We start from the raw sequence: 16,096 nt of genomic DNA, 5'->3' as shown, positions 1-16,096 counted from the left end.
CCCGTCTCTCCCGAACCTCCGTCCCCCGAACACCCGGCTGCGGCCCCTCCGGCCCCCCCGACCGCCGCAGCCGGGCCCGCTCCGCCGGTGGGACGCCCTGCGCTGGGCGCTCGCCGCGGTGCGCGCCCAACGCGGTCGCGCTGCCCTCGCCGTGCTGCTCGCCGCGGGGGCCCTCGGCTCCGGGGTGGCGCTCACCGCGACGTCGGCGTGGCTGATCAGCGCCGCCGCGCTGCAGCCGCCGGTGCTCACGCTGATGGTGGCGATCGTCGCCGTCCGGGCGTTCGGCCTGGGCAAGGGGGTGCTGCGGTACGCGGAGCGCCTGGTGTCGCACGATGCGGCCCTGCGGGTCGGGAGCACGCTGCGGGTGCGGGTCTGGTCCGAGCTGGTGCGGATCGGGCCCGCGGTCACGGGGCGGCTGCGCCGCGGCGACCTGCTCACCCGGCTCGTCAGCGACACCGACGCCCCGCAGGACCTGGTCGTGCGGGTGCTGCTCCCAGCGCTGTCGGCGATCCTCGTGGGCGCGGCCGCGGTCGTCGGCATCGGCCTGCTGCTCCCGGCGGCCGGGCTGGTCCTGGCCCTCGGGCTCGCCGTCGCCGGTCTCGGCGCCCCCGCGGTCGCCGCGTGGGCGGCGCGCCGCACCGGCCGCCGGACCGCGGCCCTGCGTGCCGAGGTCGCGTGCCGCACCGTCGAGCTGCTCGACGCGGCGGCGGACCTGCTTGTCCACGGCGCGGCCGACCGCTACCGGCATGCCCTCGACGCCACCGATGCCCGGCTCGGCGCGGTCCGGCGGCGCGCGGCCTCGGCGACGGGCCTGGGCACCGGGCTGACCGTTCTCGCGCTCGGCGGGACGTCGGTCGCCTGCACCGCCCTCGGCCTGGCGGCCCACGCCCAGAGCCTGCTGGCCGGACCCGCGGTCGCCGTTCTCGCCCTGACCCCGCTCGCCCTCGCCGAGGTCGTCGCGGCGCTGCCCGACGCCGCCGTCCGGCTACCCGCGTTCCTCGCCGCGACGGCCCGGCTGCAGGAGCTGGAGCGGACGGAGCCGGGGGTCATCGATCCCGTGGAGTCGCCGGCGGCCGGGGTGCCGACCGCCCTGGAGGCGCGGTCGCTCGACGTGCGCTGGCCCGGCGCCGGGGCGGACGCGGTGCACGACCTGGACCTGCGCCTCGACGCGGGGCGGCGGATCGCCCTCACCGGGCCGTCGGGGTGCGGCAAGTCGACCGCGGTCGCCGCGTTGCTGCGCACCCTCGCGCCGTCCGGCGGCGAGCTGCTCGCCGACGGCGCCGACGTCCGCACACTCGACTCCGACCGGATCCGCGCGGGGATCGCCTGGTGCGGGCCGTTCAGCCATCTCTTCGACAGCACCTTGCGCGCCAACCTGGCACTCGCCGATCCGGGAGAGCACGCCGACGACGACCGGCTCGTGGACGCGCTGCGGCGGGCCCGGCTGGGTGAGTGGTTCGCGGGCCTGCCGGCCGGTCTCGACACCCCGGTCGGCCGGCACGGCGGCGCGGTGTCGGGCGGTGAGCGGCAACGGCTCGGGATCGCGCGGGCGCTCCTCGCGGACCGCCCGATCCTGGTGCTCGACGAGCCGACGGCCCACCTGGACGACCCCACCGCCGAGGCCCTCGCGCGCGAGATCCTCGAGGTCACGGCCGACCGTACGCGCTGATCGTCACCCACCGTCCCGAGCAGACCCCCGGACTGGAGTGCCTCGAGCTCCGGGCCCGCGCCGCGGCACAGCCGGCTCTCCGGTGACATACCGGATGCCGGCGCTGCGCATCAGCGCCGGGAGCTCGCGGATCGATTCCGACGCCGGGCCGGTCGTCGGAACCGGGACGCGGCCGCGGCCGGAGGGGCTGTTGGGCCGGGCGGATCGGGCCGAAAGGCACCTCGTGCACCCGGTGTGGAGCGTGCAGTGTCGGGACATGACCTCTACCGCCACCGGTGCCCGGCCCGTCGTCGTCGGTGTCGACGGGTCGGGAGCGGCCCGCCGGGCGGCGGCCTGGGCGGCCCAGGAGGCCGACCTGCGCGACGCACCGCTGCTGGTGATCTGCGTGGCCGGACCGGGTGGGCCGAGCGATCCCGGGACGGTCCTCGACCGCTGCGCGGCGGTCGCCCGGATCGCGGCCCCGGACCGCACGCCGGAGGTGCGGACCTGCGCCGGCGACCCGGCGGACGTGCTCGAGCGCTTCGGCCTCGATGCCGAGCTGCTGGTCGTCGGGCAGCACGGCGGCGGCCGGGTCCGACCGGGCTTCGGAAACACCGTCGCCCGCCTCGCCCGCCGCCATCCGGCCGCCCTGGCCGTGGTGCGCGCGGCGCCGGGCCGGGCGTTGCCGGACCGGGGGCGGGCCGTCGTCGTCGCGGTCGACGGCCGTCCCGGCAGCGCCGCTCTCATCGAGCACGCCGCCCGGGTCGCCGCCCTTCGCGGGGCGAGTCTGACGATCGCGCACGTCGAACCCGGTGGCCGGTGGAGCCACCGCCCCGGGTCCGGCGCCGCAGCGGTCCTGGCGGAGGTTTCCGAGGCCGTCGAGGCCGCCCATCCGGAGATGGTCGCGAGCGCCCGGCTGATCGGCGGCGGGCCCGGGCGGGCGCTGCTCGACCTGGCGGACGCGGCCCAGCTGGTCGTCGTGGGCTGCCATCGCGGACGGGGCGCCGGGGGCCCGGTGTCCGGGCTGCTGCGAGCCGCGGCCTGTCCCGTGCTGATCGTCGATCCGGACCGCTTGCCCGCTCCGGTGGCGGCCGGCCCGTACCGGAAGGAGGAGCGGTGAGCGATACGTCCCCCGTCGTCGTCGGTATCGACGGCAGCGCCGCGGCCCTGGAGGCGGTGCGTTTCGCCGCGGCGCAGGCGTCCGCCCGGCGCCGATCCCTGGTCCTCGTCCACGCCGTGGGTGACGGCGAGCCGGCTGAGCAGCGCGATCGGGTCCTCGCCCGGGCCCGGTCGGTCGCCGAGCAGACCGCACCGGCCCTCGACGTCCGCAGCGAGCTCGCGGCCTGGGACCGCGCCGCGGTTCTCGCCGTCGCGGCCGCCGACGCCTGCCTGCTGGTCGTCGGGATGGCGGGCAAGAACGACCCGCCGGAGTCGGCAGCGCGCTCGGTCGCGCTCGACCTCCTCGCCCGCGACGTCGACTGCCCCCTCACCGTGGTGCGGGCGGGACATCGCCGCCATCGGGCGCTCGTCGTCGCCCTCGTCGACGGGATCGGCGACGACGACGTCGTCGCCGAAGGTGCTCTCCTCGCCCGGAGCACCGGGACGCCCCTGGTGGTCGACTCGCTGCCGGCCGGATCGAGGTCGACCGATGCCTCCCTCGCCGCAGCCCGCCGCGACTTCCCCGACGTCGAGATCACCGACGGTTCGTCGTCCGGCCTCGAGCACCTGCTGGACCGGGCCGAGGGAACACAGGCCCTGGTGGTCGGCCTGCCCACCGGGTTCGCGCACTACGACGCCCCCGCCCGGGTCGCCGTCCGGCGCGCGCCGTGCCCCGTGGTCGTCGTCCGGACGTCCATCGCCCGGAGCCCGGACCGGCCGCCCCGTCCGCTGACCCTGCCGACCGAGAGGAGCCGATCATGACCACGACACGGACAGGCCATCCCGAGGTGCTGGTGGTGTACGCGTCCCGCAACGGCGGGACCGCGGGCATCGCCGACACCATCGCCGACGAGCTGCGGGCGAACGGGCTCACCGTGGACGTCATGTCCGCGCACGACGCCTCGGGCGACACCATGACGCTGGCCGGGTACGGGACCGTCGTGCTCGGCAGTGCGCTCTACCGGGGCCATTGGGAGAAGGACGCGCTGCACTTCCTGCGCCGGCACGCCGTGATGTTGCGGGGCCGCCGGGTGTGGCTGTTCCAGTCCGGGCCGTGCGGGCCCCAGGCCCGGGCCGATTCGGAACGCGGGGCGCACGAGCCCGCCGCGGTCCGCCGATTGCGGGAGGATGTCGAGGCCGAGCCACCGATCACGTTCGGCGGTGTCCTGGACCCGGCGACGGCACACGGGTTCCTCGCCCGCGCGATGGCCCGCGGAGAGCTCGCCGGGGACTACCGCGACCCCGACCGCATCCGGTCCTGGGCCCGGACCCTCACCCGGACCGGTTCTCGACCCGGCGGAGCGCATGCCGGCCCGGTCGGCCGGGCTGTCTGACGTGGACAGCCGCCTGCCCGAGCGGGCGGTCGAGCTCGCGCTGCGGGCCCCGTCCGTCCACAACAGCCAGCCGTGGATCTTCCGGATCGGATCCGGCGAGGTGCAGCTCTACGCCGACCCCGGGAGGCATCTCCCGGGTACCGACCCGGACCGTCGCGACCTGCTGCTCAGCTGCGGCGCCGTTCTGCACCACCTCGCCGTCGCCGCGGCCGGGCTGGGCTCGGCGATCCGCATCGAGCGGATGCCGGATCCCGAGGACAGCCGGCACCTCGCCACGGTCCGGTTCGTCGACGGTCCCCTGGACCGGACCGCCGCCGTGCTCTTCGGCCAGCTCGGCCGGCGCCACACCGACCGGCGGAGCTTCACCGACGAGCCGATCCCTCCCGCTCGGCTCGCCGCCCTGGTGCGGCGGGCCCGGGCCCACGGCGTCTCGGCGTTGCCGGTCGTCGAACCCCGGGTCCTCGCCGGTGTGGCGGAGGTCCTCGCCGCCGCGGCCGACGAGCAGCGCCACGAGCCCGGATACCTGGCCGAACTGCTGCAGTGGACACACCGCTACGCCGACGGCCGCGACGGGGTGCCGGTTGGTGCGGTACCGAGCAGCGCGACACGCCCCGGCGAGAGGCACCTGCTGCGGTTCCCCTCGGGTTCGCTGCCGGGACGGGCCACCGACGGCCCGGACGGGGGCACCCTCCTGGTCCTGGTGACCCCGGGCGATCTCACCGTCGACCGCCTGGTCGCCGGCGAGGCCGCCAGCGATGTCCTGCTCACGTCCACCCGTGCCGGTCTCGCGACCGCCGTCCTGAGCCAGGCCGTGGAGCTGTCGACGTCCCGCGAGCGACTCCGGAAGGCGCTGGGTACCGCCGAGGACCCGCAGCTCGTCCTCAGGATCGGAACCCCGCTCGCCGGTGCGTCGCCGGTGCCGGACACGCCGCGGCGCCCGCTGCGCTCGGTCCTGCTGCGGTAGCGGGACCTTCGGCCCTACCGGGCCGGGACCTCCGATCATGACCTGCCCGTTCCCGGGGCGGCTACGGTCGTCACAGACGAGCCGACGAGGAGGCCCCCGTGACCATCTCGGTGTTCCTGCTGGACGACCACGAGATCGTCCGCCGCGGGATCGCGCAGCTGCTGGAGTCCGAGCCCGACATCGAGATCGTGGGTGAGGCCGGGACCGCGGCGCAGGCGATCGCCCGCATCCCGGCGGCCCGGCCCGACGTCGCGATCCTCGACGTCCGCCTGCCCGACGGCGAGGGTGTCTCGGTCTGCCGCGACGTCCGCTCCTCCACGACCCCTCCCCCGGCGTGCCTGATGCTCACCTCGTTCTCCGACGACGAGGCGCTCTTCGGGGCGATCATGGCCGGGGCCGCGGGCTACCTGCTCAAACAGGTCGCCGGCACGGACCTGGTCGGGGCCGTCCGCACGGTCGCGGCCGGGGGCTCGCTGCTCGACCCCAAGGCGACCGCGCTCGTGCTCGAGAGGCTGCGCCACGGTGCCGAGCCCGAGGACCCGCGCTACGAGGCCCTGTCGCCGCAGGAGCGCCGGATCCTCGACCTCATCGCGGACGGCCTCACCAACCGGCAGATCGGCGCCGAGCTCTACCTCGCCGAGAAGACGGTCAAGAACTACGTGTCCTCGCTGCTGCACAAGCTCGGCTTCGCGCGACGGACCGAGGCGGCCGTCTACGCCACCGAGCGCCGACGGGCCCGCTGAATCCTCATCGGGGCAAGGGCACCCGCCACGACAGGCGGGTGCCCCCGCCCGGTCGCCGGTGCACCTCCAGGCCGCCGCCGAGCTCCTCGGCACGGTCCGCGAGGTTGCGCAGGCCGCTGCGGGCCACGTCGTCCGGGATCCCGGCCCCGTCGTCCGCGATCTGCAGCACGAGCTCGCTGCCCGCCTCGAGCGTCACGGTGATCGTCCGCCCACCCGAGTGCCGCACGGCGTTGCTCACCCCCTCGCGTGCCGCGGCGACGACGTGCGGCAACAGCTCCGGCGGGACGAGGGTGTCCACGGCCCCGGACGTCCGCACCGACACCGACAGCCCGGAGTCCGCGGTGGACTCGTGCACGGTGTCGAGCAACGACCGACGCAGGCCTCCGTCGCCCTGGTCGGCGGTGTGCAGGTCGAAGATCGAGGTCCGGATCTCCCGCACCGTCTGGTCGAGCTCCTCCACGGCCTGCCCGATGCGCTCCCGGACCTCCGGCTCGCTCGTCCGGCGCAGCGTGCTCTGCAGCTTCAGGCCGGTCGCGAAGAGCCGCTGGATGACCAGGTCGTGCAGGTCGCGGGCGATCCGGTCCCGGTCGGCGAGCACGTCGAGCTGGCGCTGCGCGCGGTTCTTGCCCGCCACCTCCAGGGCCAGCGACGCCTGCTGGGCGAAGGAGGTCACGAGGGGCACCTCGGTCGGCTGGTACTGGTCCTCGCTCTCCCCCCGGAAGGCCACGAGCACCCCGATCACCCGCTCCGCCGCGCGCATCGGCACCGCCACCACCGGACCGAGCCCCCGGGTCGTCCAGCTGTGGTCGATCAGGCTGGACGGCGTGGTGGCGAGGACGGGGTTGCGGCTCTCAGCCAGCTCGACGAGCGCGCTGCCCGCGGCGATGCCGCCGTCCGGAAGGTCCAGCGGCGCGCCCGCGCTGGCCCCCACCTCGTACCGGCCGTCCTCGTCCGGGCCGAGCAGGATCAGCGACGCGACCGATCGGGAGAGCTCCAGGGTGCGCACGGCGACCAGTTGCAGGACCTCGGGCTCGTCAGCCCCACCGAGCACGTCGGCCCGGACCTCCCCCAGCGCCTCGAGCCACTGGCCGCGCTGACGGCTCTGCTCGAAGAGGTCGGCGTTCTGCACCGCGATTCCCGCGGCCGCGGCGAGCGCCTGGAGCACGACCTCGTCGTCCGCGGTGAACTCACCACCGCCCAGCTTCTCCGTCATGTACAGGTTGCCGTACACCGACTCGCGCACCCGGACCGGAACGCCGAGGAAGCTGCGCATCGGGGGGTGGTTCGGCGGGAACCCGACCGAGGACGGATGCCGGGCCAGGTCCGCGAGCCGGAGCGGCTCCGGGTCGATGATCAGCTGGCCGAGTAGCCCCTTGCCCGTCGGCGGCGGGCCCAGGGTCTCCCGCACGCCCGGCTCGAGTCCGATGTCGATGAAGCGCGAGATCGAGCCGTCCGGGGCGAGCACGCCCAAAGCCCCGTACCGGGCGTCCACGAGGTCCACAGCGGACTGGACGATGCGTCGTAGGGTCGTCTCCAGCTCCAGGCCCGACGCGACGGCGAGCACCGAGTCGAGCAGGCTCTGGGTGCGGTCGCGGGTGGCGACGATCCGACCGAGGCGTTCCTGCACCTCGCCGAGCAGCTCGTCGAGGCGCAACCCGGACAACATGCCCGACACGGATGATCCCGGATCGCCTGACATCCCGCTGCCTCCTCGACCGGCACGGGGCGGCGTGCCCCGGTCGCGTCCCACGGTGACATCGCGACGTCCGACATCCAACACCCGGGCGCCACGGATCGTGCGGGCCCAATCCCCTGACGGCCAGGGACTTTCGACAGTAGTGACGACCCGCGCCCCGGCGGCAGCCTGGAACGAGCCCGGTCGACCCGGGACCACCGAGGTGGGACGGCGAGCGTGATGATCGAGACAAGTGCGCGACCCCTGGGCCTGTCCGACGACCAGCTCCGGCTGGTGCTGGAGACGGCCGGCCGCGCACCCTCCTTGCACAACACCCAACCGTGGCTGTTCCGGACGGCGGCCGATCGCATCGAGCTGTACTCCGACCCCACCCGCAGGCTGTGGGTGGCGGACCCGGCGGGGCGGGAGGAGCGGATCGCCTGCGGCGCCGCACTCCTGAACCTCCGTCTCGCGCTCCTCGGTCAAGGGATCAAGCCGGTGGTGTCGGTGCTGCCGGACCCGGCTCGCCCCGACCTCGTCGCGACGGTCCGGCACGGCGGCAGCCGCCGCGCCGGCCCGGAGCAACGGCGGTTGCTCGACGCCGTTCCCCGCCGGCACACCAACCGGCGCCCCTTCACCGAGACCCCCGTCCCGACGACCGCCCGCTACGCGCTGCGCCGGGCCGCCCTCGAGGAGGGTGCCTGGCTCCACCTGGTGACCGAGCCCGGGCAACGCGTCGAGACGAGCGGCCTGGCGCGGACGGCCCACGAACGTCAGATGGCCGATCCGGCCTTCGCCGACGAGCTCCAGCACTGGACCGGTCACGGCGAGGCCCGCCACGACGGCGTGCCGGCGGCCGCCGGCGGCCCGCTGCCGTGGCCGAACGCCACCTGGGTCCTGCGGGACTACACCCGGGGAGCGGGCGGCGGCCAGACCGGCTACGAGTCCGAGCCGCTCATCGCGGTGCTCACGGTGCACTCCGACGGGCCACGCGAGGAGATCCGGGCCGGCGTGGCCATGCAGCGCGTGCTGCTCACCGCAACCGACCACGGTCTCTCGGCCTCGTTCCTGTCCCAGCTGGTCGAGGTCGCCGAGGTCCGCGAGACGCTGCGCCGGCTGCTGCAGGGCGCGCGGCCGCCCCAGGTCGTGATGCGGATCGGCTACGGCCTGCCGGTGGCGGGCACCCCGCGCCGGCCGACCGAGGACCTGCTCAGGAGCGAACCCGTCACGACCGACTGACGACAGAGCTCACCACTGCGCCGGGCACACCGGCGGAAAGGAGGACGAGGACCATGCGCACTGTTCGCTGGAACGTGGTGGTCGACATCGAGGAGGTCAACGGCGAGTCGTGCGCCACCGCGCGGCTCCACGACCGGAGCCCTGATCACCTCTTCGGGATCGGCCGCTCGTGGATCGGGCCTCAGGACCGCGACCTGCCCGAGATCGGGGACGAGATGGCGGCGGCGCGGGCCCTCAACGACCTGAGCAACCGCCTGATCGGCCGCGCCTACGCCGAGGCCGAGCGGGCTCCGCAACAGCAGCCGACGACATGATCGACAACGGCACGGAGGCACCTCCCCGGCCGGCGCCGCCCGAGACGCTCGACGACCATCCGCCGGTTCGCGCGGTCATGTCCCGGCAGCTGGTGGCCATCGACCCGGCCGCCCCGCTGCGGACCGCGCTGCGACTCATGACGGCCGGCGCCGTCCGCCATCTCCCCGTGGTCGGCGACGGCCGGTGCGTCGGGGTCGTCGCCGACGTCGACCTCCTCAGCGGCATGGTCGCCGGACGGGGCCCGTTCGGCTCCGCGCCCCTCCTCGTCCGGGACGTCATGCGGCCGGTGTCGGCCGTGGCTCCTTCACTGCCGCTCGCGGATGCCGCCCGGCGGATGGAGGCGGAGAACACCGACGTCCTCGTGGTCGTGGAGGCCGGCAGCCTGCTGGGGATCGTGACCGCGACGGATCTCGTGCACGCGGTGGCGACCCGCGTCGGCTGAGGCGGCCCGCGGCCGCAGATTCCTCCTCCGCATCAGGGCCGCGGCGTGGGAGCGCGAGTGGGAACGGGTCGAGCCGTACCGGAGCGGCGGGGCGTCGACGGGAGGAGATCACCATGATCGGACAGCAACAGCACGAGGTGGACGACGCGACCGCAGAACAGCGCCGGGTGGTCGTCGGGGTCGACGCGTCGCGGTCGGCCGGTGAGGCGGCACGGTGGGCCCGCCGCGTCGGCTGCGTCGGCCGTGCGCCAATCGTTCTTGCAGCACGCCCTCTCGGCGATCCTGGTCGTGGTCGCGCCCCGTGCCGCGAGTCCTCGGCCGTCGGACGGGATGCTGCTCGGCTCGACCAGCCGCGGGCTGGCCGGCTTCGCGCCATGCCCGGTCGTCCTCACCCCGTCGTCGCCCGGTTCCGGTACGTCCTGACGCACCGGAACCGGGCCTTTCGGCCCTCCCGATCGGACCGGAGAGCCGGTGCCGGCGACCGTCGCCGGGGACGACCGTGGTGAGGGGCCGGGGACCCGGCCCGGGATCACGACCTGGGAGGAACGATGACGCAGACGCGAACCGGAGCGGTGGTCGTCGGGGTGGACGGCTCGGACTCGGCGCTGGACGCAACCCGCTGGGCGGCAACGGAAGCGGTACGCCGCGGGGCCCCGCTCCGGCTCGTGGCCGCGGTCGCCTGGACGACGTTCCGGCCGATCGGGGTGCCCGCGCTGGGCCAGGAGCACCACCGTTCGGTGCTGGAGCGCCAGGCCGTCGAGCACCTCGACGCCGCGGCGGCGGCCGCCCGCGCGACCGAGGCGGACGTGACGATCGAGCAGGAGGTGAGCGGCGGTGAGGCTCCCCTGGTGCTCAGCCAGGAGTCCGAGCGCGCGGCACTCGTCGTCCTGGGCTCCCGCGGACGTGGGGGCTTCGCCTCGCTCCTGCTCGGATCGGTGGCGGTCGAGGCCGTCGCCCGCGCGGCCTGCCCGGTCGTCGTGGTCCGCGGGACACCGGATCCGGGCGCACCGGAGAGCCCGGTCGTGGTCGGGCTGGGCGAGGACACACTGGACGACACGCTGGACGGCGGGGTCGACGCCACCGCGCTCGCCTTCGCCTTCGAGGAGGCGGCCCGCCACCGGGTGCCTCTCACCGCGGTGCACGCCGTGTCCCAGGCGAAGATCGACCCCTTCCTCGTCCCCCTGATCGACTGGGAAGGCGAGCGCACCCGCGCGGAACAGGATCTCGACGGACGGCTCGCGGGCTGGCAGGACAAGTACCCCGGCGTGAGCGTCCGGACCGTCGCCGTCGTCGACGGGGCCGCGAGCGAGCTGGTGGAACGCTCCCGGACCGCCGGCCTGCTGGTCGTCGGGTCCCGGGGCCACGGCGTCCTCGGAGGTCCGTTGCTCGGCTCGGTCAGCCAGGCCGTGCTCCACCACGCCGCCTGCCCCGTCGCCGTCGTGCGGCCCGAGGGCCGGCAGTGACCGGCCCGGCCGCGGTCGTCGTCGGGGTCGACGGGTCGGATCCGGCGGCCGACGCCGCGCGATGGGCGGCCGCGCACGCGGCCCGGCACCACCTCGCGGTCCGCCTGGTCCGCGCCTACCGGCTGCCCCCGTCGGCGGCCGCCGGCCGGGACCGGCTGCGGGAGCTCGCACGCCGGCAGCTGTGGGCGGCGGCACGCGCTGCCCACGCGGTGCACCCCGGACTCGTCGTCGAGCAGCTGGATGAGGAGGGCGATCCGTTCGACGTCCTGCTCGCCGAATCGGGCCGGGCGCAGACGCTCGCCGTCGGCGCCCGCGGCGTGGGCGGGGTGCCGGCGCTGCTGGCCGGCTCGGTCGGCGAGGCGCTCACCCGTGAGGCGCGATGCCCCGTCGCGGTCGTGCGTGGCCACATCGGGACCGACGAGGAGCTGCGCGGGAACGGCGGGACGCGGCCCGTGGTCGTCGGGATCGACGGATCGCCGGCGAGCGAGGCCGCAGTGGCGTTCGCCTTCGCCGAGGCCGACGCCTGCGCCGCACCGCTCGTCGCGGTCCACGCCTGGCCGGACAGGGCCGAGGAATCGGGGATTCCCTTCCACTACTTCACGGAACGAGCCGCCGAGGAACGGGAGGTCCTCGCCGAGCGCCTCGCGGGCTGGGCGGAGAAGTACCCCGGTGTCCGGGTGTCCCCGGAGCTGGTCCGGGGCGGAGCGGCCCGGGTGCTCCTGGACCGCTCCCGCGCCGCGCGATCGGTCGTGGTCGGGTCGCTCGGGCGCGCTGCCGTCGCCCGGGCGCTGCTCGGGTCGACCGGCCGCACCCTGATGCGGCACGCGTCCTGCCCGGTCGTCGTGACCCGGCCCTGAGAGCGCCCGGTCCGGGCGAGGGCGGTCACCCGCGTGGGAGCAGCCGGGCCACCAAACCCGTCACGTCCGCGACCCGGTGGGCGTGAGCGCTCTCGGGATCGAACCAGCCGAGGACGGTGACCAGCTCGCCACTGACCCGGGTCCGGGCCAGGTCGACGCGGCAGGCCTCCGGGAGTCCGAGGACGTCCCCGGACACCGTCGGCTCGGTCGTGCAGGTCAGCAGGCCCTTCGCCGGCCCGTCCCCGGCGGAGCGCAGGACACGGCCGACCATGGCCGCCGTGACGGGTGCTGCGAGGCACGCCGTGACCTCGACCAGGGCTGTGTCCACCACCGGGATCCGGAGACCCGAGGCGGCCACCCGGCCCTGCAGCTCCGGAAGGAGCGCGTCGAGCTCCCCCGCGACCGGCGACGCCGCCGGATCCCGACGACCCCGAAGGCCCGGTCGAGCGGACCGAACACCACCGCCGACGCCACCCCGGCGGCCGACGGGACGGCGACGACCCGGTGCCGGGCGGCGTCGTACTCGCTCTCGTTCAGACCGACCACCACGGCCGGAGCCGCCCCGGAACCGGCGAGAACGACCGCCTTGACGCCCTACCCGAGCAGAACCTCGGGTTCCACGGTCGCCTCCGTGCTCACGAGGACCTCGACGTCCGCCGCCGCCCAGCGCGCAGGCGCGTCGTGGAGCACCCGGACCGTCACCTCGCCGATGCCGAGGTGCTCGTCTACCACCTCGAGGCGCCGCGACCACGAGCCGTGAGTAGAGTCGTGCCGCAACAGGGCGGCCAGCTCGGCTGCCGGCGCCGCGTCCCGCACCGCGACGATCTCGACGTCGGGATCGTCCCGGTCGACCACCGTCCGCAAGAGGTGCCGCCCGAGGCGGCCCATTCCGTCCACTCCGACGCGCACGCGCATGTCCGGTCCTCTCCTCGTCACCACAGCCCTCCCCGTCATCACAACTCGGCGCGATCACGGACCGAGAACGCCGGCTCCGCCCCGGTGGACGTCATCACCGCGACCATCACCGGGCAATGGCCCAGGCGGATCGCGCCGCGGGCCACCGACCCCAGCACGTGCCGACGACGATCAGCCGGCCCGACGACCAGGAGCCGGGCGGGAAGCGTCCGGGACACCAGCGCCTCGACCGGGTGCTCCCGGACCACGTGCACGGCGTACCGCGGGGGCCGCAGCCGCGGCGCCAGAACCGGCTGCTGCGCGGCGACCTGTATGTCGGCGTCGACCGGTGACGCAACGTCGGCGTTCATCCTCACCGCCGTCCACACCCCGGTGTCGGCGTCCATGTCGCGGACCCGCCAGCCGGGCTGGCCCAGAATGTGTGGTCGGCCGGCGGGAGTGCGGTGGGTGTGCCGCCGAGCTGGCGGACGCCCCCGGGCGTGCCCGTCCAGACCCCTTGTGCACACCGTCGAGGTAGCGGCTCACCTGATCGGCCCACCCCGACAAGATGTCCCCGGACCGCGCCGAGGTGACACGCATCGCGACGTCGCCGAGGACCCGGTCGACCCAGCCCGCCTCGTCACCGGCGCGATGGTGATCGGGGCGGTCCGCAACGCCGCACCCGCGGTGGAGGCTCCCGAGATCCCGGTGGCAAAGAGCCCCGCGGTATGCCGACGGCGCGGTCGGCGGCGAGCCCGAACGAGCGTACGGTCGGCGGCGGGAACCGCTGTCCAGGATGTCCGGAGCGGAGCCGCTCGATCGAGGACCGCAGTGGTTCCGATCGGACGGGCAGCGCTAGGGACTGCCGCGAGGGCGAGGAACTTCGCACCCCTCTTCCTTGGCCACGGTGATCCCGCACCCCTGGCGGCCGACCGCGTGGGCCACGACGCCGAGTTCAGGCATGCCCGGCATCCGCGCGACGATTCCCTTCGGGGAGGTCACCGGCAGCGCGCTGATCACGTCAGCGGCCTCGCCCCAGACCCGCACGACGCGCTTGACAGCGACCCGATCGTGGAGGTAGGGAGCAGGGACTTGCCGATGCGCAGGATGACGACCCCGTCCGTACCGACCGGGAACCCGGACTCCACCGCGATGTCCTGGACCCCAACCAACCGGACAGTCGCGGCGATGGCCTGATCAGGGCGACCCCAGCTCATGAGCGGCTGCAGCGGTCGGGCATCACGGCGTCCTCCACCACGAATGTCGGCAAGCACGTCGCCTCCACCCTCAGACCGACCGTGTCGCAGTCCGTGGCGCACGGTGCCGCACCCGCGGCCGCGACGGCGTCCGTACGTCCGCTCTGGTCGGCGGGGGCAGTGCTCGCAAGTGCTCGGCGGCCGTCCGGGCCGGCGACTGCGGCGTGAGGCCGGTCCCCGCGTCGTCGACAGGTCTCCGTCAGCTTGAGGAGCAGCTGAGCCAGGGCGACGGCGAGACCGCCGCCCCAATCTCGTCACGGGTCGTGAAACCGTGATGGCGCAGCAGCGCACGCGCCAGGCCACGAAGCTGACGCGACCGCGACGAGCGGCCCACGGTGCCCGCTGCGGGACCGCGGTGCACGAGATCGCTGAGCTGTTGCCAGTCCGTCCGGTCCCCGGGACGCACGAGCGCCTGCAGCGCCGAGGTCAGATCCGCGACACGCGTAGCGATCTCGTCCGCATCGGCATCACCGTCGGTGAATTCCTTGCGGGCCTCGGTGAGCGCCCGGCGCCCGCGGGCGCCGCGACCGGTCCCACCGTCGGACGAACCCGCGGCCCACCACTGCTGCAGCCGAGGCAGGGACAAGTCCGGGGCCGAGCAGGACCGGCTCCCCCGGGGCCAGGAGATCCGCCGGCTGCGCGACCGCGTAGCCGAGAACGTCCCCGGAAGGGGCCACGGCGCAACTTCACCTTCAACTCCGCCGCCTCCAGCGCCGCGACGAATCCGTCGAGATCATCCGCACCGTCCGCACAATCCGCCATTCCCTCCTCGTGCACCAGCTCGCGGGCGATCTCCCCCACTGCCCATCGTCGAGCAGCCGGTCGACCGCGGCGACACGCACCGAGCAGTGCACACATACTCACGCCCACCCTCGGCCGGCGCCCGCAGTGGCAGACCCCGCCACAAGCGACGGCTGATGCAACGCATCGATCAACGGCCCCAGCGCCAGGTCGAACTCCCCCGGCCCGATTGCCGCTGGCTGCCACTCCACGTCCAGACCATCCCAGCTCGTAACCACCCGAGGCCGGTGATGCTGCTCGGAGATCCCGGGCCCGAACAGATAGGCCAACAAGCCACCCGGCCGCCACCTTCGTGATCACGACCGGGCCCGCGCCCCCAAGCTCAGCGATCAGCAGTGACGTCGCCTCAGTGATCCGCCGGCACGCCTCCACCGCGTCCGGCAGAGCCGACAACGCCGCTGGGTCCGGCCGATCCGACACCGGCAAACGGGCCGCCAGCTCCGCCACCGCAGCCCTCAGCTCCATCAACCTCCCCAACGGCGCAGGATCCTCCGGACGACCACCCGACTGATCAGGCGGCTCGGCGACGACGACGGCCCCCGATCCCAGGAAGCCGGCCGCTCCCGATCGGCCGCGGCCGCCTTGCGGATCGCCGCGGGCTCGGCCGGCGCGATCCGCACCTTGGCCGACTCACTCCGGACGGCCGCGCCGGACTGAGGACGACGACGCGCATGGAGGCTCCCACGGCCAAAAGAGCCTCCCGGGCCGTCAGAGAACGAGAGCGTCAACGCTCACCGGATCACCGCCATGAGCACCAGCAGCCCGGCCGCGATGACCACGAACGCCGTCCACACCATAGGCCGCCACCTGCGCCGCCGCGGAGCGGCCGGAAGCCACGAATTTCCGCGGCGGGCCGCGTGCCGCCGACGATGGCCTGACCGCCGCTTGCTAGACGAATGCTCAGCTGGTGTGGGCATGGAAGGGTCAGTCACAGCCGTCTCATGGTGCACCGGGTGCCGGTCAGGCCCCGGCCGGCGCTGCACCGCCCGCCGGGGGCGTCTCGCGAGGGCCCGCACACGCGAACCTCACGCCGACGACAACAAGCCACCTCGCCTGCCACAACAGTCGCTTGGCCGATCTGTGGACAAGTCGCGACGCTTCCCACCCAGTGGGCCGCACGCGCCTTCGGAACGCCCCCGTTCCGAACCACCAGCCGCCCTCGCGGCGCGGGCGACGGCCCCCGTCGCCATATCTTGCTCCGCCGGAAGCACAGGAGTGCACAGGTCAGCTCCAAGATCAAGACGGGTGACCCGCATCGAGGAACGCGTCAGCGAGGGACGGCGTCAGCGGCCCAACAAAAGAGTTAT

16 protein-coding genes are annotated in these 16,096 nt (G+C 74.8%); 11 read left to right on the top strand and 5 right to left on the bottom strand.

Annotated elements, in window-relative coordinates:
• Positions 1 to 118: 118 nt before the first annotated feature.
• From cydC to ABD324_RS36145, 6 genes are all read left to right on the top strand, one after another.
• Complete coding sequence (cydC, locus tag ABD324_RS36170) at positions 119 to 1,669, top strand: thiol reductant ABC exporter subunit CydC (protein ID WP_425565981.1); 1,551 nt, start codon at positions 119 to 121, stop codon at positions 1,667 to 1,669.
• Positions 1,670 to 1,925: 256 nt separating this feature from the next.
• Positions 1,926 to 2,768, top strand: coding sequence for a universal stress protein (locus ABD324_RS36165; protein ID WP_344428075.1), 843 nt, complete (start codon positions 1,926 to 1,928; stop codon positions 2,766 to 2,768).
• Entirely contained in the window at positions 2,765 to 3,568 is an 804-nt protein-coding gene (locus ABD324_RS36160; RefSeq protein ID WP_344428072.1) for a universal stress protein, read from the top strand. The genes ABD324_RS36165 and ABD324_RS36160 overlap by 4 nt, the downstream gene beginning before the upstream one ends.
• The gene (locus ABD324_RS36155) at positions 3,565 to 4,140 is read left to right on the top strand and encodes a flavodoxin domain-containing protein (protein ID WP_344428069.1); all 576 of its coding nucleotides are present in this window, start codon (positions 3,565 to 3,567) and stop codon (positions 4,138 to 4,140) included. The genes ABD324_RS36160 and ABD324_RS36155 overlap by 4 nt, the downstream gene beginning before the upstream one ends.
• Position 4,141: 1 nt before the next feature.
• Entirely contained in the window at positions 4,142 to 5,104 is a 963-nt protein-coding gene (locus ABD324_RS36150; protein ID WP_344428067.1) for an Acg family FMN-binding oxidoreductase, read from the top strand.
• Between the two features lie 98 nt (positions 5,105 to 5,202).
• On the top strand, positions 5,203 to 5,847 hold the full coding sequence (locus ABD324_RS36145; RefSeq protein WP_344428064.1) for a response regulator: 645 nt from the start codon (positions 5,203 to 5,205) through the stop codon (positions 5,845 to 5,847).
• Between the two features lie 4 nt (positions 5,848 to 5,851).
• Here ABD324_RS36145 and ABD324_RS36140 read toward each other — a convergent pair whose 3' ends face one another.
• Entirely contained in the window at positions 5,852 to 7,513 is a 1,662-nt protein-coding gene (locus ABD324_RS36140; protein ID WP_344428137.1) for a sensor histidine kinase, read from the bottom strand.
• A 249-nt stretch (positions 7,514 to 7,762) separates the two neighbouring features.
• On the opposite strand from ABD324_RS36140, the gene ABD324_RS36135 reads away from it, so the two are divergent.
• The 5 genes from ABD324_RS36135 (at position 7,763) to ABD324_RS36115 (ending at position 11,838) form a co-directional block, all read left to right on the top strand.
• Positions 7,763 to 8,761: an Acg family FMN-binding oxidoreductase gene (locus ABD324_RS36135; RefSeq protein ID WP_344428062.1), complete on the top strand. Its 999-nt coding sequence runs from the start codon at positions 7,763 to 7,765 to the stop codon at positions 8,759 to 8,761.
• A gap of 53 nt (positions 8,762 to 8,814) precedes the next feature.
• Positions 8,815 to 9,075: a dsRBD fold-containing protein gene (locus ABD324_RS36130; protein ID WP_344428059.1), complete on the top strand. Its 261-nt coding sequence runs from the start codon at positions 8,815 to 8,817 to the stop codon at positions 9,073 to 9,075.
• A complete protein-coding gene (locus ABD324_RS36125; protein WP_344428056.1) occupies positions 9,072 to 9,518 on the top strand; it encodes a CBS domain-containing protein in 447 nt (148 codons plus the stop codon). The genes ABD324_RS36130 and ABD324_RS36125 overlap by 4 nt, the downstream gene beginning before the upstream one ends.
• Before the next feature lie 548 nt (positions 9,519 to 10,066).
• Positions 10,067 to 10,981, top strand: a complete 915-nt coding sequence (locus ABD324_RS36120; protein ID WP_344428053.1) for a universal stress protein — start codon at positions 10,067 to 10,069, stop codon at positions 10,979 to 10,981.
• Positions 10,978 to 11,838, top strand: a complete 861-nt coding sequence (locus tag ABD324_RS36115) for a universal stress protein (protein WP_344428050.1) — start codon at positions 10,978 to 10,980, stop codon at positions 11,836 to 11,838. Before ABD324_RS36120 ends, ABD324_RS36115 begins: the two co-directional genes overlap by 4 nt.
• A 25-nt stretch (positions 11,839 to 11,863) precedes the next feature.
• Here the strand turns inward: ABD324_RS36115 and ABD324_RS36110 are convergent, their stop codons facing one another.
• The 4 genes from ABD324_RS36110 to ABD324_RS36095 all read right to left on the bottom strand — a co-directional run bounded on the left by ABD324_RS36110 (position 11,864) and on the right by ABD324_RS36095 (position 14,574).
• Positions 11,864 to 12,505, bottom strand: a complete 642-nt coding sequence (locus ABD324_RS36110; RefSeq protein ID WP_344428134.1) for a hypothetical protein — start codon at positions 12,503 to 12,505, stop codon at positions 11,864 to 11,866.
• The gene (locus ABD324_RS36105; protein WP_344428047.1) at positions 12,433 to 12,753 is read right to left on the bottom strand and encodes a glyceraldehyde 3-phosphate dehydrogenase NAD-binding domain-containing protein; all 321 of its coding nucleotides are present in this window, start codon (positions 12,751 to 12,753) and stop codon (positions 12,433 to 12,435) included. Before ABD324_RS36105 ends, ABD324_RS36110 begins: the two co-directional genes overlap by 73 nt.
• Positions 12,754 to 12,791: 38 nt before the next feature.
• On the bottom strand, positions 12,792 to 13,139 hold the full coding sequence (locus ABD324_RS36100) for an adenine nucleotide alpha hydrolase family protein (RefSeq protein ID WP_344428044.1): 348 nt from the start codon (positions 13,137 to 13,139) through the stop codon (positions 12,792 to 12,794).
• Between the two features lie 1,048 nt (positions 13,140 to 14,187).
• On the bottom strand, positions 14,188 to 14,574 hold the full coding sequence (locus tag ABD324_RS36095; protein WP_344428042.1) for a hypothetical protein: 387 nt from the start codon (positions 14,572 to 14,574) through the stop codon (positions 14,188 to 14,190).
• Positions 14,575 to 16,096 lie beyond the last annotated feature (1,522 nt).

Origin of the sequence: Pseudonocardia ailaonensis (assembly GCF_039531635.1) — a bacterium.
Taxonomy (GTDB): Bacteria; Actinomycetota; Actinomycetes; order Mycobacteriales; family Pseudonocardiaceae; genus Pseudonocardia; species Pseudonocardia ailaonensis.
This window is presented reverse-complemented; position numbering and strand designations above follow the sequence as displayed.

Bases quoted from the DNA above. Each gene is read 5' to 3' on its own strand.
- ABD324_RS36165 (WP_344428075.1), top strand. From the start codon at position 1,926: ATGACCTCTACCGCCACCGGTGCCCGGCCCGTCGTCGTCGGTGTCGAC.
- ABD324_RS36155 (WP_344428069.1), top strand. From the start codon at position 3,565: ATGACCACGACACGGACAGGCCATCCCGAGGTGCTGGTGGTGTACGCG.
- ABD324_RS36140 (WP_344428137.1), bottom strand. From the start codon at position 7,513: ATGTTGTCCGGGTTGCGCCTCGACGAGCTGCTCGGCGAGGTGCAGGAA.
- ABD324_RS36135 (WP_344428062.1), top strand. From the start codon at position 7,763: ATGATCGAGACAAGTGCGCGACCCCTGGGCCTGTCCGACGACCAGCTC.
- ABD324_RS36130 (WP_344428059.1), top strand. From the start codon at position 8,815: ATGCGCACTGTTCGCTGGAACGTGGTGGTCGACATCGAGGAGGTCAAC.
- ABD324_RS36125 (WP_344428056.1), top strand. From the start codon at position 9,072: ATGATCGACAACGGCACGGAGGCACCTCCCCGGCCGGCGCCGCCCGAG.
- ABD324_RS36120 (WP_344428053.1), top strand. From the start codon at position 10,067: ATGACGCAGACGCGAACCGGAGCGGTGGTCGTCGGGGTGGACGGCTCG.
- ABD324_RS36105 (WP_344428047.1), bottom strand. From the start codon at position 12,753: ATGCGCGTGCGCGTCGGAGTGGACGGAATGGGCCGCCTCGGGCGGCAC.
- ABD324_RS36100 (WP_344428044.1), bottom strand. From the start codon at position 13,139: ATGGACGCCGACACCGGGGTGTGGACGGCGGTGAGGATGAACGCCGAC.